The organism is Streptomyces sp. NPDC005141, assembly GCF_053599975.1.
The window spans coordinates 1-13434 of sequence record NZ_JBSFYW010000060.1 but is presented as its reverse complement, the minus strand read 5'-3'; the positions used below and the strand labels follow the sequence as shown (position 1 = coordinate 13434).

General features: G+C 72.5%; 13 protein-coding genes. 8 read left to right on the top strand and 5 right to left on the bottom strand.

The window, feature by feature from the left end; genetic code table 11:
• The first annotated feature begins 230 nt into the window (after positions 1-230).
• The 3 genes from ACWD68_RS33460 (at position 231) to ACWD68_RS33450 (ending at position 4743) form a co-directional block, all read left to right on the top strand.
• Positions 231-2606, top strand: a complete 2376-nt coding sequence (locus ACWD68_RS33460) for a SpoIIE family protein phosphatase (RefSeq protein WP_451810209.1) — start codon at positions 231-233, stop codon at positions 2604-2606.
• A gap of 194 nt (positions 2607-2800) precedes the next feature.
• Positions 2801-4240, top strand: coding sequence for an arsenic transporter (locus tag ACWD68_RS33455; RefSeq protein WP_451810208.1), 1440 nt, complete (start codon positions 2801-2803; stop codon positions 4238-4240).
• 5 nt (positions 4241-4245) lie between these two features.
• Entirely contained in the window at positions 4246-4743 is a 498-nt protein-coding gene (locus ACWD68_RS33450; RefSeq protein ID WP_451810207.1) for a universal stress protein, read from the top strand.
• Positions 4744-4897: 154 nt separating this feature from the next.
• On the opposite strand, the gene ACWD68_RS33445 is transcribed toward ACWD68_RS33450, so the two are convergent.
• Genes ACWD68_RS33445 through ACWD68_RS33430 form a run of 4 tightly spaced genes read right to left on the bottom strand, consistent with a single transcriptional unit; the run spans position 4898 to position 7664 of the window.
• Positions 4898-5230, bottom strand: a complete 333-nt coding sequence (locus tag ACWD68_RS33445) for a helix-turn-helix domain-containing protein (RefSeq protein WP_451810206.1) — start codon at positions 5228-5230, stop codon at positions 4898-4900.
• A 25-nt stretch (positions 5231-5255) separates the two neighbouring features.
• Positions 5256-6041 (bottom strand): ATP-binding protein, encoded by a 786-nt coding sequence (locus tag ACWD68_RS33440; RefSeq protein WP_451810205.1) that lies wholly within the window; start codon positions 6039-6041, stop codon positions 5256-5258.
• The gene (locus tag ACWD68_RS33435) at positions 6038-6949 is read right to left on the bottom strand and encodes an alpha/beta fold hydrolase (RefSeq protein WP_451810204.1); all 912 of its coding nucleotides are present in this window, start codon (positions 6947-6949) and stop codon (positions 6038-6040) included. Before ACWD68_RS33435 ends, ACWD68_RS33440 begins: the two co-directional genes overlap by 4 nt.
• Before the next feature lie 22 nt (positions 6950-6971).
• Positions 6972-7664, bottom strand: a complete 693-nt coding sequence (locus ACWD68_RS33430) for an NADPH-dependent F420 reductase (protein ID WP_451810238.1) — start codon at positions 7662-7664, stop codon at positions 6972-6974.
• Between the two features lie 321 nt (positions 7665-7985).
• Here ACWD68_RS33430 and ACWD68_RS33425 point away from each other — a divergent pair, with 321 nt between their 5' ends.
• Genes ACWD68_RS33425 through ACWD68_RS33405 form a run of 5 tightly spaced genes read left to right on the top strand, consistent with a single transcriptional unit; the run spans position 7986 to position 12974 of the window.
• Entirely contained in the window at positions 7986-8879 is an 894-nt protein-coding gene (locus ACWD68_RS33425) for an endo alpha-1,4 polygalactosaminidase (RefSeq protein WP_451810237.1), read from the top strand.
• Positions 8880-8890: 11 nt separating this feature from the next.
• Positions 8891-10183: an ABC transporter substrate-binding protein gene (locus ACWD68_RS33420; protein WP_451810203.1), complete on the top strand. Its 1293-nt coding sequence runs from the start codon at positions 8891-8893 to the stop codon at positions 10181-10183.
• Positions 10184-10231: 48 nt separating this feature from the next.
• Complete coding sequence (locus ACWD68_RS33415) at positions 10232-11194, top strand: carbohydrate ABC transporter permease (RefSeq protein ID WP_451810202.1); 963 nt, start codon at positions 10232-10234, stop codon at positions 11192-11194.
• Positions 11191-12021 (top strand): carbohydrate ABC transporter permease, encoded by an 831-nt coding sequence (locus ACWD68_RS33410; protein ID WP_451810201.1) that lies wholly within the window; start codon positions 11191-11193, stop codon positions 12019-12021. Before ACWD68_RS33415 ends, ACWD68_RS33410 begins: the two co-directional genes overlap by 4 nt.
• Positions 12022-12026: 5 nt before the next feature.
• Positions 12027-12974: a carbohydrate kinase family protein gene (locus tag ACWD68_RS33405; protein WP_451810200.1), complete on the top strand. Its 948-nt coding sequence runs from the start codon at positions 12027-12029 to the stop codon at positions 12972-12974.
• A 175-nt stretch (positions 12975-13149) separates the two neighbouring features.
• Here the strand turns inward: ACWD68_RS33405 and ACWD68_RS33400 are convergent.
• Positions 13150-13434: zinc ribbon domain-containing protein (locus tag ACWD68_RS33400; RefSeq protein ID WP_451810199.1), on the bottom strand; the 285-nt coding region annotated here is incomplete at its 5' end.

The window sequence follows — 13434 nt, the reverse complement described above, 5'->3', positions numbered from 1 at the left end:
AAGTCATCACAACTGATCGTGAACAAACAGATTCTGACGGTGGGGTATGCGGCGGAGTCAAGGGGCAGGCGGTCACTTCCGTCCCGCCGGTCGCATCGGCCGAAAACTCACCGTACGAATGGCTGTCCGGGCCGTCCGGGTTCGGCGGTGCGCGGGGTGCCCAGCCACTAGGCTGGAACCCGGATGACGCGCTTGTTCACTGTGAGTGTGCACAAGGGAAAGTGGCGACGATGAGCCCGGTCCACCCCCTCGACGAGGCCGCCACTGCACGGGCGGTCATCGACGAGAACGGCACCCTGATCCGCTGGAGCGAGGGCGCCCGGCGGCTCCTGGGGTACGCGCCCGAGGAGGTCGAGGGCCGCCCGGCGGCGGAACTCCTCGTCTCCCCCGACACCACCGCACCACCGGGACCCACCCGCAAGCACTGGAACGGGGTGCTCGCCCTGCGTCACCGCGACGGCCGTGTCCTGTCCGTGTGGCTGCTCGCCCACCGCCTCGAGCAGAGCGGCGACTGGCTCGTGGTCACCCCACTGGACGGCCACGGGCCCCGCGCCCTGGACACCCCGCTGGTCCGCGCGGTCCTCGCCCAGTCGCCCTGCGCCATGGCCGTCTACGACGAACGGCTGCGGCTGTACGGCGTCAATGACGCGATGTCCGAGGTGATCGGCCTCCCGGAGGACCGTATCCGGGGCCTGCGGGCCTCCGAGATCGGCGACCCGCGGACCGGTGAGCAGCTGGAGCGCGAGATGGCCGACGTCCTCGTCTCCGGCCGCGGGCGCGACGTGGAGACGTACGGGCGCGGCGGCGGCGACGACCGGGCGCACCACTGGCTCGCGAGGATCGCACCGCTGACCGACTCCGACGGGACGGTGCACGGCGTGTGTGTGGCCGCCCACGACCTCACCGAGCAGTACCGGGCGCGCGAGCGGCTCCAGCTGGTCAACGAGGCGAGCGTGCGCATCGGCAGCACCCTCGACGTCACCCGGACGGCCCAGGAACTGGCCGACGTCTGTGTTCCCGCCCTCGCCGACTTCGTCAGCGTCGATCTGCTGGACCCCCCGGAGAACGGCGGCGAGTACGGTGTCGAGCCGCCGGCCGCCCCGGTCACGCTCCGCCGCGCCGCCCACCAGTCGGTGAACCCGGGCAGCCCCGAAGCGGTCGTCGAACCCGGCGACGTCGACGTCTACCCCGCGTCCTCCCCGCAGGCCGACTCCCTGATCGTCGGCCGGCCACTCGTCGCGCCCAACGCGGACGGCACGCTGGAGGAGTGGCTGAGCTGGGACGAGGTCCGCGGCAAGCGCGTCCGGGAGTACGGCATCCACACCACCATGTCGGTGCCCGTCCGGGCCCGCGGCCGGACCCTCGGGGTGGCCGTCCTCAGCCGGTTCCGGCGGCCCGAGCCCTTCACCGCCGACGACGTGCTGCTCGCCGAGGAGGTCACGGCCAGGGCGGCCGTCTGCATCGACAACGCCCGCCGCTTCTCCCGTGAGCGGCAGACCGCGCTCGCCCTGCAGCGCAGCCTGCTTCCCCAGTCCCTCCCGCGGACGGCGGCCCTGGAGGCGGCGTCGCGCTATCTGCCCGCGGCGCGTGCCGGGGTGGGCGGTGACTGGTTCGACGTGATCCCGCTGTCCGGGATGCGGGTCGCCATGGTCGTCGGCGATGTCATCGGCAGCGGCATCCAGGCCTCGGCGACGATGGGCCGGCTGCGCACCGCCGTCCGTACGCTCGCCGACATCGACCTGGCTCCGGACGAGCTGCTCACCCACCTCGACGACCTCGTCGTCCGGCTGTCCGCCGAGGCCGGTTCCGAGGGCACCACCGGGGAGGTCGGCGCCACGTGCATCTACGCCGTGTACGACCCGGTCTCCCGGCGCTGCACCCTCGCCCGGGCGGGCCATCCGCCGCCCGTCGTCCTGCTGCCGAACGGCGTGCCCCGGGAGATCGACGTGCCGCCCGGTCCGGCGCTCGGCCTGGGCGGGCTGCCCTTCGAGTCCATCGAGCTCGACCTGCCCGAGGGCACGGTGCTCGCGCTGTACACCGACGGCCTGCTCGAGAGCCGCGAACGGGACCTCGACACCGGCCACCGGCTCCTGTGCCGGGCGCTGGAGGAGTCGTCGCAGTCCCTCGAGGGGGCGGCGCACGCGATCCTCCAGGCGCTGCTTCCGGCGGGCGGAGCACCGGACGACGTGGCGCTGCTGCTCGCCCGTACCCATGGCCTCGCCGCTTCCCACGTGGCCACCTGGGACATCCCCGCCGACCCCGCTCTCGTCGCGCCGATCCGCAAGCAGGTCGCCGACCAGCTGGAGGTCTGGGAGCTGACCGGGGCCACCTTCACGGCCGAGCTCGTGGTGAGCGAACTCGTCACCAACGCCATCCGCTACGGCGAGTCACCGATTCGGCTGCGACTCATCCACGACGACGAGACCCTGATCTGCGAGGTCTCGGACAGCAGCCATACCGCGCCGCATCTGCGGCGTGCGAAATCCTCCGACGAGGGCGGGCGCGGGCTGCTCCTCGTCGCCCAGCTCACCCAGCGCTGGGGCAGCCGGCACACACCGGACGGCAAGACGATCTGGGCGGAGCTGTCACTCGTCGGCGAAGAGTGAGCGGCGCTCATGGCCCGGCGGTCCGTTCGGGGGCGAGGACGGGCCAGGACGCCGACGCGGCGCGCCGGCATCGCAGGAGCGACGCGCAGGGCGCATTCGCCGACTCGGCGTGAAGCCGTTCGGGAGCGAGGGCGGGGCAGACCGGCGACGCGGCGCGAGGGTGCTGAGGGGCGGGAGAGGTCTCGTCTGATGTGATGGGAGCGCGCCGCCATCACCGCCCGGAGGACCGAATCCTGAACAGCCCGCTCGTCCAAGGAGTCTCCGGCACAGCCGGCACCCCCCTCGCCGAGGCGCTCTCCGCCGGCACCGGCAACCATGTCACCGCACCGCTCTCCCCCGGGCTCGGTACCCATGTCGCCGCGCCGCTCGCCGCCGCTCTGGGCAGTCCGTTCGCCGAGGCACTGTCCGTCGTCCTGCTCGCGGCCGTCCTCGTGTGCGCGGTGGTGCGGCCGTTCAACTGGCCGGAGGCGGTCGTGGCGGTGCCCGCCGCGGGGCTGGTCCTGGCCACGGGGGCCATCTCCTGGGACCACGTCCGCGCGGAGGCCGCGCACCTGGGTCCGGTGATCGGCTTCCTGGCGGCGGTCCTCGTCCTGGCCAAGTTCTGCGACGACGAGGGGCTCTTCCGCGCCTGTGGCGCGTGGATGGCCCACTGGGCCGCGGGACAGCCCGGCCGGCTGCTGACGGCGGTCTTCGTCCTCGCCTCGGCGATCACGGCGGTACTCAGCCTGGACGCCACCATCGTGCTGCTCACGCCGGTCGTGTTCGCGACGGCCGCGCGAATGGGGGCCCGCCCGAAACCGCATGTGTACGCCTGCACCCACCTGTCGAACACCGCCTCACTGCTCCTGCCGGTCTCCAACCTCACCAACCTGCTCGCGTTCACGGCCAGCGGTCTGAGCTTCACCCGGTTCGCCGCGCTGATGGTGCTGCCCTGGCTGGTCGCGATCGGCGCCGAGTACGTGGTCTTCCGGCGCTTCTTCGCCCGTGACCTCGGGGCGGGCGCGCTCCCCGGTCGGGCGGAGGAACCTCCGGACGTGCCGCTGTTCGCGCTGATCACCGTGGGCTGCACCCTGGCCGGCTTCGTCGTCGCCTCGGTGGCCGGCCTCGATCCGGCCTGGTCCGCGGCGGCGGGGGCACTCGTCCTGGCCACCCGTGCCCTCGTCCGCCGCCGCGCCACCCCGTTCACCGTGGTGCGGGCAGCCGCGCCGTCCTTCCTCGCCTTCGTTCTCGCGCTCGGCATCGTCGTCCGCGCGGTGGTCGACAACGGTCTGGCCGACGCCCTCGACCGGCTCCTGCCGGACGGCAGCTCGCTGCCCGCGCTGCTCGGCATCGCCGCGCTCGCGGCCGTGCTGGCCAACTTGATCAACAACCTGCCCGCGGTCCTCGTCCTGCTGCCGCTGGCCGCCGACTCGGGTGCGGGCGCGGTGCTGGCCGTCCTGCTCGGCGTCAACATCGGGCCCAATCTGACGTACGCCGGTTCCCTGGCGACGCTGCTGTGGCGGCGTATCGTGCATCAGCACGAACACGGCGTCGACCTCAAGGAGTTCACCCGGCTGGGCCTGATCGCCGTGCCCGCGGCGCTGGTTCCCGCCGTACTGGCGCTGTGGGTCTCGCTCCACGTCATCGGAGGCTGATGGGTATGCGGGTGGTCGTCTGGCTGGTCGAGGGAACATGGCCCGCGTGCGTGGACGCCGTACACACGCACGCTCCCGGTGCGACGGACGTGGTGCTGCTGCACGTCGCGGACCCCGGGGTGCCCGGTCTCGCGCACGGCGCCTTCGCGGGGCTCCTCGGCCGCGGACGCTCCGAGTCCGACCCGGGCGACCTCCTGGAATCCCTCGGTACGATCTCGGGCGCGGAGCTCCTGGACACGGCGGCCGCGCGGCTGGGCGGCCCGGCGACGCGGCTGGAGCGCGCCGGCCGGGTCGAGCGGGAGGTGGTCGCCGCGGCCGAGGGGGCCGATCTGCTCGTGCTGGCCCGCGACGGCGACCGCAGCCGGCTGGGCCCGCACAGTCTGGGACCGGCCGGGCGTTTCGTCGTGGACCACGCGCCCTGTCCGGTGCTGCTCGTCTGGCCCGAGCCGGCACCGGACGTCACGACGCTGCCACCCCCTCCCCCGCATCCGCCGCGTCACTGAGGTGGCGCATCCGGTGCGGGCCCGCCGGCGTCACGCGCGCAGGCTTCCCCCGGACCGGGTATCGGCCTGGCGTGAGGCATGAGCGGCACGGTGCGAAGGGACGGTCGGAGGACGGTCGAGGACCTCCCGCCGGCCGGTCCGCGCCAAGGGCGGACTACTCCGGCAAGTCGGCTAGCGCGTCCCGGAGTTGGCCCCGGGAGGTGATGCCGAGTTTGGGAAAGACCCGGTACAGGTGGAAGCCGACCGTACGCGGGGAGAGGAAGATGCGTTCCCCTATCTCCCGGTTGGTGAGTCCGGCCGCGGCGAGACGGGCGATCTGGACCTGCCGCGCGGTCAGTTCGGCGAGGGCGTCGAGGGAGGTCCGGGACGTGGTGCCGGGGGTGACGCCGGCGGCCCGGAGTTCCGCGCGGGCCCGTTCGGTCCAGGGGTGGGCGCCGAGCCGCTCGAAGACGTGCAGCGCGGCGCCGAGCAGCGGGCGGGCGGCCACGGCACGCCGGCGGCGGCGCAGCCACTCAGCGTCGTCGAGGCGGACCCGGGCCCGCTCGAAGGGCCACTGGTCCCCCGCCGGATCGGCCAGGGCCCACTCGAAGTGCCGCTCGGCGTCGTCCGGTTCGGCCAGCAGGGACGCCCGCGGCCTGTTCGAGGACGTGCGAGCGGGCTCGTCCCGCTGGTGGTTGCGGCTGGTGGTCGAGAAGGAGCGCGGCGGACGCCTGATCGAGCGGGTCGACCGTCAACTGCCGTATTTCCCGGGCAAATTGAGGGGGTACGTCGGTGTCGCGGGCCGCCAGGACCAGGGTGACCGGCTCGCCTTCCAGGCGCCGGGCCACGAAGGCGAGGACGTCGAGCGTGCCCAGGTCCATCCAGTGCGCGTCGTCGACGACGCGCAGGACGGGGGCCCGTTCGGCGGCGTCGGAGAGCAGGGTCAGGGCGCCGAGCGCGGTCAGCATCGGGTCGGACGCCGGTTCGGTGCAGTCGTCGAGTCCGAACACGCCCAGCAGCGCTGTGCGTTGGCGCGGGGGGAGGCCGCCGGCCAGGTCGAGGACGGGGCGCAGGAGTTGGTGCAGTCCGGCGAACGCCAGCTCGGACTCCCCTTCGCTGCCCCGGCAGCGCAGCACCCGTACGCCGGCCCGCCGCGCGGTGCGGGCCGTGGCGTCCAGCAGGACGCTCTTGCCCGCGCCGGGGCCGCCCGTCACCACCAAGGACTCCGAGCCGCCCGCCGCGAGTTCGTCCACCAGGCGGGCCAGCAGGGTCAATTCCCGGTCGCGGCCGACGATCCACTCGTCTCCGGCCGGCGTCATTCGGCGGGTCCGGGGATCGCCGTGGAGGTGAAGGCGAGGACGGCGTCGGCGACGGCCTTCGGGTTCTCCAGGAGCATCGCGTGGCTTGCGTCGATCTCGACGACCGCCACATCGGCGCGCTCCTCGGCCAGCCGGGCCAGATCCCGGGCGAGTCCCCGCGCGTAGGCGGCCATCAGCGCGTCGAACCAGTCCATCCCGTGGATCGCCGGACCGGGCCGCAGCGCGCGCCCGATGAGCTGGGGTACGGGCGTGCCGCGGAACAGGGCGAAGAGGTCGAGCGAGTCGATCGCGGCGAGCATCTCCCGAGCGTGTTCCTGCTCCGGTCCCACGTCGAACGTTCCGTCGGGCCGCTCCCGCAGCGACCGCACGGCGCCCGCCTCCAGCAGCTCGTAGGGGATGCCCAGTTGCCCGGACACCTCGCGCTGCCGTGCGAGCAGCTCCCGCAACCCGTCGGCCGGGAGCGGGAGGCCGAACCTGGCATGCGCCAACTTCCGTACCTGCAGGAGGCGTTCCTCGACGTACGCGGTGTCGAGTCCCACGTACTGGTCGGGGCGGCCCCATCCGTACCCGTCGAGGTTCACCGCGCCGGGCGTGACGTCCGGGTGCCGCGACGCGTGGAGCACGGCGAGCATCCCACCGAGGGAGTGGCCGACGGGCAGCGCGTGGGGGATGTCGTACCGCTCCAGGACCCGTTCGAGATCGGCGAGCACTTCCGGGAGGCTCCAGGTGCCCGCGGGTGAGCGGCCGTGTCCGCGCAGGTCGACGGCGAGCACCCGGTGGTGGGGGACGAGCAGCGGGGCGACGGCGGCCCAGTCGGCGAGCGTGCGTCCCGCTCCGTGCAGGAGGAGCAGGGGTGGTCCGTCTCCGCCGTGCTCGTGCACGGCCAGTGCGATGCGCTCTCCGGTCATGTCCTGACAATAAAGCGTCAGGTCAGGGCTCCATGACGAGTTTCAGTGCGGCGAGCGGACCGCCGGGGAACTGCTGCAGACGCCCGCCGTCCGCGAGTCGGCCGAGATCCGTCGCGGCCCAGCCCACGCGCCGGGCGAGACGGGCGACGCGTTCGTTGGCGCGGGCGTGGTCGCCGGAGAGGAAGATCACACGCCGTCCCGCCGAAGTCAGCGGATCGGCGCCGAGGACGTCCGGCGGCAGCGTGTTGAAGGCCTTGACCAGCCGTGCGCCGGGCACCAGGTCGGCGACGATCTCACTGGAGACGCGGCCGCCGAGGTCGGGGGCCCGGAAGTCCGGCGGGCCCAGCGGGTTGGTGGTGTCGACGACGATCCGCTCCTGCCAGTCGGTGACGTCCGCCGCGGCCACCGCCTCGCCGAGCCGGCGCCACGGCACGGCGAGGACGACGATCTCCTGGTCCGCGGCCTCGCCGACGGTGGCGGGTCTCAGCGCGGGTCCGGTCCGGGCGGCGAGGTCCCGCAGCGACGCGGGGCCACGGCTGTTGCTGATGACCACCTGCTCGCCCGCCCGGACGAACCGCCCCGCGAGGGCCCGGCCGACGGCTCCGGCGCCGATGATTCCGATGGGCATGGCGTGCCTGCTCTCCTCGATGTCCCCGCGGTCCGCTCCATGGCCGTGCCCGGCCTCCCGACGGGCGCCCGGCCAGCATCGGGGCACTTCCCCGGCGGCGGCATCCGTCGAGTGACCGGCCCGCGCTCCGGCCGGCGGAGCAGCGGCCGCGGCGTGCCCCGTGGCCGGGGCCGCCCCTTGACGAAGTCGGGCATGCACGATTTGATCCTGGCGTGCCGTGGTGCGACCCGGCACGCAGAGGTACGCCCAGCCGGTAGCGGACTAGGTTCAAGTCCGGCCAAAGTCGCCAGGATCGCGCGCAGCGTCCGAGGCGGGGACGTACTCGCGATTGATGGAGCGGACATGCCCCCCGTCAAACGTGTTCTCCGCGCCGGAATTCTGGGTACAGCCACTGCCCTGGCCGGTCTTATGACCCTCACGGGCTGCGACTCGGGAAAGAATGCGAGCGCATCGCCGAAGAGCCCGAGCAGGACGTCCAGGACCCCGGCCGCCTCCCCGGCGCCCTCCAGAACCCCGGCCGAACCCTCGGCGCGGGTCGGAACGGCGGCCGGTTCACCGAAACCGACGCACCGCCCCGACCGGACGGCGACCGCCGTGAAACTCCCGCCGCTCCACGCGGGTTTCGACTACCAGATCGGCGGCGCCTATCCCCCGGCCGCCGGTGTCCGCATCGTCAGCCGCGACCGCGCGGCGTCCCCCGCGCCGGGCCTGTACAACATCTGCTACGTCAACGCGTTCCAGGCACAGCCGGAGGAACGCGGGCAGTGGCCCGCCGACCTGCTGCTGCGGGACGCGCACGGCAAGGTCGTCGTCGACGAGGACTGGAACGAGGCGCTGCTCGACATCCGCACGCCGGCCAAGCGCAAACGGGTGGCCGCGCGCGTCGACCGGTGGATCGACGACTGCGCCCGGAAGGGATTCGACGCGGTCGAACCGGACAACTTCGACAGCTACACCCGCTCCAGGAAGCTGCTGACCGCGGACGACGCCACCGCGTTCATCCGCCTGCTGTCGCAGCACGCGCACGCCCGGCATCTGGCGATCGGGCAGAAGAACACCGTCGAACTGGCGGGGCTCAGGTCGCGGACCGGGCTCGACTTCGCGGTGGCGGAGGAGTGCGGAGAGTACGACGAGTGCGGGGCGTACGCGAAGGCGTTCCACGACCGCGTGGTCGTGATCGAGTACACCGACAGCGGTCTGCGCAAGGCCCGTTCGGCCTTCGGTGACCGGCTGAGCATCGTACGGCGGGACGTACTGGTCTCGACGCCCGGCAGCGCGGACTACGTCCGCAGAACCCGCTGACGGGGGCTGGGATGACAGGCATGATTCCGCGGCGCCGGCTGCTTCTGGGCGCGGCGGCCGCCGGAGCGATCGCGGGCTGCGCCGGCCCCTCGGACGGCGTCGGTGCCGACGGCCGGGTGACCGTCGAGCTGTGGCACGGCCAGAACGACACGGCCAGGAAGGTCGTGGAGGGGCTGGTGGCCGAGTTCAACCGCACCCATCCACGCATCCGCGTGGACAGTTCGGGCGGCGGGGTGCTGGCCGACGCGATGCTCCAGAAGGTGACGGCCGCGCTCGCCGCCGGCTCCTACCCCGACATCGCCTACGTCTTCGGCTCGGACCTGGCCAGCGTCGCGCGCAGCCCCCGGGTCGTCGACCTGACGTCCGCGCTGCGGGAGGGCGACCCGCCCTGGAACTCCTTCTGGGCTCCGGTACGGGACGCGGTCACCGTCAACGGCAAGGTGCGCGCCGCCCCGGCGGTGCTCGACTCGCTGGCCGTCGTCTACAACAAGAAGCTGTTCCAGCAGGCCGGAGTCCCCTTCCCGGAGCCGGGCTGGAGCTGGGACGAGTTCACCGACACCGCGCGGCGGCTGACAGACTCCGGGCGCGGGGTGTTCGGCACCGGATGGCCGGGCACGGGCGACGAGGACACCGTCTGGCGGCTGTGGCCGATGATCTGGGACCTGGGCGGCGACGTGGTCGCCGCCGACGGCCAGGGCATCGGATTCGCCGAGCAGGGCACCCAGGCACTGGAGACCCTCGCCCGGCTGACCCGCGACAAGAGCGTGTACGTCGACCCGAAGCCGGGCGGCGAGCAGATGTACCAGGTCTTCCTGGGCGGCCGTATGGCCATGGTGGCGACCGGGCCCTGGCAGCTTCCGGACATCATCACCGCGAAGGTCGACTACGACGTCGTCCCGCTGCCGACCTACAACGGCACGCCGGTCACCATCTCCGGACCCGACACCTGGACCGTGTTCGACAACGGCGCGGCCCGTTCCCGGGCCGCCGTCGAGTTCGTCCGCTGGATGAGCCGGCCGGCCCAGGACGCGCGCTGGGGCATCTCGGCCGGCAGCCTGCCGCTCAGCTCGGGCACCGCCCGGCGGCCGGAGTGGCGCGCCCACTCCGCGACGACCAGGGGACTCGACGTGTTCACCGACGCGCTCGATTCCGCCCGGGTCCGGCCGGTGCACGCGGCCTACCCGCAGATCTCCCAGGCCCTCGGCGAGGCGATCATCTCGGTCCTGCTCGGCAAGGACTCCCCCGCCCACGCCATCCACCGGTGCGCGGACAAGGCCGACGCCGCCCTGCTCATCCCCCGGTGACCTCGACTTCCGACGTTCCCACCTGACTTCCAGGTGAAGGAGGCCGTCATGTCCACTCTTCCCCGCGCCCTCACACTCGCACCCGGCGCCGCGGTGAGCCCGGCCGCCGCACGCCGCGCCGCACGCCGCCGGGCCCGTCGCGAGACGGCCACCGCCTGGGGGTTCATCAGCCCGGCGGTCGTCGTGATCCTGGGTCTGAGCATCGTGCCCGTCATCTGGTCGCTGCTGCTCTCCTTCCGGGCCGACGATCTGGTCACCCCCGGCCGCTGGGTCGGCCTCGACAACTACCGGGCGCTGGTCCAGGACCCCAACTTCCGAACGGCCGTGGGCAATACGCTGCTCTACTCCGCCCTGTACGTGCCGCTCAGCCTGCTCGGCGGGCTGGTGCTCGCCCTGGCGCTGAACCGCCGTATCCGCTTCATCGGCCTCTACCGCACGCTCATCTTCGTTCCGTTCGTGGTGTCGGCGACCGCGCAGGGCGTGCTCTTCTCGTTCATCCTCGATCCGGAGTTCGGCGCCGCGAACTCCCTGCTGCACAAGATCGGCCTGTCCCCTCAGGGCTTTCTCACCGACCCGGACCAGGCGATCTATCTGCTGGTGCTGATCTCGCTGTGGAGCGGCGTCGGCTTCTGTGTGGTCGTCTATCTGGCCGCACTCCAGGACGTCCCTCCCGAACTCGTGGAATCCGCCCGGATCGACGGGGCGGGCCGCTGGCGGGTGCTGCGCCACATCACCCTGCCGACCCTCACCCCGGTCACCGTGTTCCTGCTGCTGTGGCAGCTGATCACGGCACTCCAGGTCTTCGACCTGATCTATGTGACGACGAAGGGCGGGCCCCTCGGCTCGACCGGCGTGGTCGTCTACTTCGTCTGGCAGCAGGCGTTCCAGATGTTCACGGCCGGCTACGGGGCCGCGGCGGCGTACGTCCTGGCGGCCGCCCTCCTGGTGGCGGGCGGGGCGCTGCACCTCGCACGGCGCCGACAGGCCCGTACGGAAGGAGCGGTCCGATGAGTTCACCCACCGCCTCCCGGAAGGTGAGCGCCTGGCATCTGCTGCTGGCGCCGCTCACTCTGTGCTTCGCGCTGCCGCTGGTGTGGCTGGTGCTCAGCTCGGTGATGTCCAACGCGGAGATCAACCGGTTCCCGCCCGCGCTGTGGCCGAAGGGCGTCGACCTGGGCGGCTACCGCTATGTGCTCGGCAACGCGATGTTCCCCCGCTGGTTCGCCAATTCACTGATCGTCGCATTGGCGGCCGTCCTGTCGAATCTGCTGCTCGGGGCACTGGGCGGCTACGCCTTCGCGCGGATGCGGTTCGCCGGATCACGGGCGCTGCTCGGCCTGATGCTGGCGACGATGGTGATCCCCTTCCAGCTCACGATGATCCCGACGTTCCTGGTGATGAAGGAGCTGGGGCTCATCGACACGCTCGGCGCGCTGATCGTGCCCTCGCTCGTCACCCCGTTCGCGGTCTTCCTGTTCCGGCAGTTCTTCCTCGCCCTGCCCCGGGAGATGGAGGAGGCGGCCTGGATCGACGGCTGTTCGCGGCTGCGGGTGCTGTTCTCGATCGTGCTGCCGCTGGCCCGGCCCGCGCTGGCCACCGTCGCGGTGCTGACGTTCCTGAGCACCTGGAACGACCTGTCCTGGCCGCTCATCGCGATCAACCACGACACCCGGTACACGCTGCAACTCGGTCTGACGACGTTCCAGGGACAGCACCACACGCGGTGGTCGGCGGTGATGGCGGGGAATGTGATCACCGTGCTGCCCGTCCTGGTCGCGTTCCTCCTCGCGCAGAAGACCTTTGTCCAGTCACTGACTTCGAGCGGGCTGAAGGGCTAGCCGGCATGAAATCCTTCGATCTCCTGGTCATGGGCGACGCCAATCCGGATGTCGTGGTCGGCCCGCTGCGCGGCCCCCTCATGTTCGGGCAGCGCGAACAGCTCGTGGAACACGCCGCGTTGGTGCTCGGCGGCTCCGCGGCGATCATGGCGTGCGGGGCCGCTCGGCTCGGGCTGCGGGTCGCGTTCGCGGGCCGGGTCGGTGACGATCCCGCGGGCGCCTTCGTGCGCGAGGCGCTCGCCGGACGCGGCGTCGACGTCGGCTTCCTGGTCACGGACCCGGTCCTGCCCACCCCGCTCACGACGGTCGTCACGGCCGGGGACGGGGACCGTGCCATCCTCACCGCGCCGGGCTGTCTCACGGCGACCGGCCCCGAGGACGTGCCGCGGGACCTGCTCGCGGCCTCCCGGCACGTGCACGCGGCGTCCTTCTTCCTGATGCCCCGTCTGGCACGGTCGCTGGGCACGGTGTTCGCCCAGGCTCGACAGACGGGCGCGACCACGTCCCTCGACACCAATGACGACCCCGCCGGGCGATGGGACCGCCGGCTCCTGGACCCGGTGCTGAGGTTCACCGACTTCCTGCTGCCCAACGCGGCGGAGGCGTCCGCCCTGTCCGGGGAGACCGAACTGGCCCCGGCCGCCCTCCTCCTGGCCGGCCGGGGACCGACGGTCGTCGTCAAGGACGGCGCGAACGGAACCCTCGCGTGCGCGGGGACACGGCTGTCACACGCACCGGCCGTGCCCGTCGACCCCGTGGACACCGTCGGCGCGGGCGACAGCTTCGACGCCGGATTCGTCGCCGCGACCCTGCGGGGTCTCGACCTGCCCTCCGCGCTCACCGTGGCCGCCGCCTGCGGTTCGCTGTCGACGCGGGCGCACGGCGGTACGGCGGCACAGCCCACCTGGGACGAGGCCCGCGCCACGGTCTCCTCCCGGTCCGCCTCTCCCTGATCCGCCGCCTCAGGGCCCTTCGACCGCGCGGGCCACTCGGGCACCCCTCGAAGCGCGGACATCCCGGACCCCGGCCCGCAGCGCGCGAATGCCCCGACCTCCGCCGAAGGGCCCGGCACTTCAGAGACACCCCACACCTCCGACACCTGGAGCCGTTCTTGACTTCCTCCCCCGCCTAAAGGCGGGAGATTCCAGCGGTCGCCCGCTGGGGTTCCTGCTTCACCGACGACTGCCCCGTCCGGGAGGATTCCCGTTGAGGTCTTACACCGTCTCCACAGGCAGACACCGCCAGCCCGGCCGCGAGAATGTTCTTCGCCGCGTTCACGTCACGGTCATGCGTCACGCCGCAGCCGCACGTCCACTCACGGACGTGCAGCGGCAGACTCTCACGGACCGTTCCGCAGGCTCCGCACAGCTTCGAGCTCGGGAACCAGCGGTCGACCACGACAAGTTCACGCCC

What these genes read in the sequence shown, in the direction of transcription:
- ACWD68_RS33460 (WP_451810209.1), top strand. Translation starts at nt 231, where the DNA reads ATGAGCCCGGTCCACCCCCTCGACGAGGCCGCCACTGCACGGGCGGTC.
- ACWD68_RS33455 (WP_451810208.1), top strand. Translation starts at nt 2,801, where the DNA reads ATGGGAGCGCGCCGCCATCACCGCCCGGAGGACCGAATCCTGAACAGC.
- ACWD68_RS33450 (WP_451810207.1), top strand. Translation starts at nt 4,246, where the DNA reads ATGCGGGTGGTCGTCTGGCTGGTCGAGGGAACATGGCCCGCGTGCGTG.
- ACWD68_RS33440 (WP_451810205.1), bottom strand. Translation starts at nt 6,041, where the DNA reads ATGACGCCGGCCGGAGACGAGTGGATCGTCGGCCGCGACCGGGAATTG.
- ACWD68_RS33435 (WP_451810204.1), bottom strand. Translation starts at nt 6,949, where the DNA reads ATGACCGGAGAGCGCATCGCACTGGCCGTGCACGAGCACGGCGGAGAC.
- ACWD68_RS33425 (WP_451810237.1), top strand. Translation starts at nt 7,986, where the DNA reads ATGACCCTCACGGGCTGCGACTCGGGAAAGAATGCGAGCGCATCGCCG.
- ACWD68_RS33420 (WP_451810203.1), top strand. Translation starts at nt 8,891, where the DNA reads ATGACAGGCATGATTCCGCGGCGCCGGCTGCTTCTGGGCGCGGCGGCC.
- ACWD68_RS33415 (WP_451810202.1), top strand. Translation starts at nt 10,232, where the DNA reads ATGTCCACTCTTCCCCGCGCCCTCACACTCGCACCCGGCGCCGCGGTG.
- ACWD68_RS33410 (WP_451810201.1), top strand. Translation starts at nt 11,191, where the DNA reads ATGAGTTCACCCACCGCCTCCCGGAAGGTGAGCGCCTGGCATCTGCTG.
- ACWD68_RS33405 (WP_451810200.1), top strand. Translation starts at nt 12,027, where the DNA reads ATGAAATCCTTCGATCTCCTGGTCATGGGCGACGCCAATCCGGATGTC.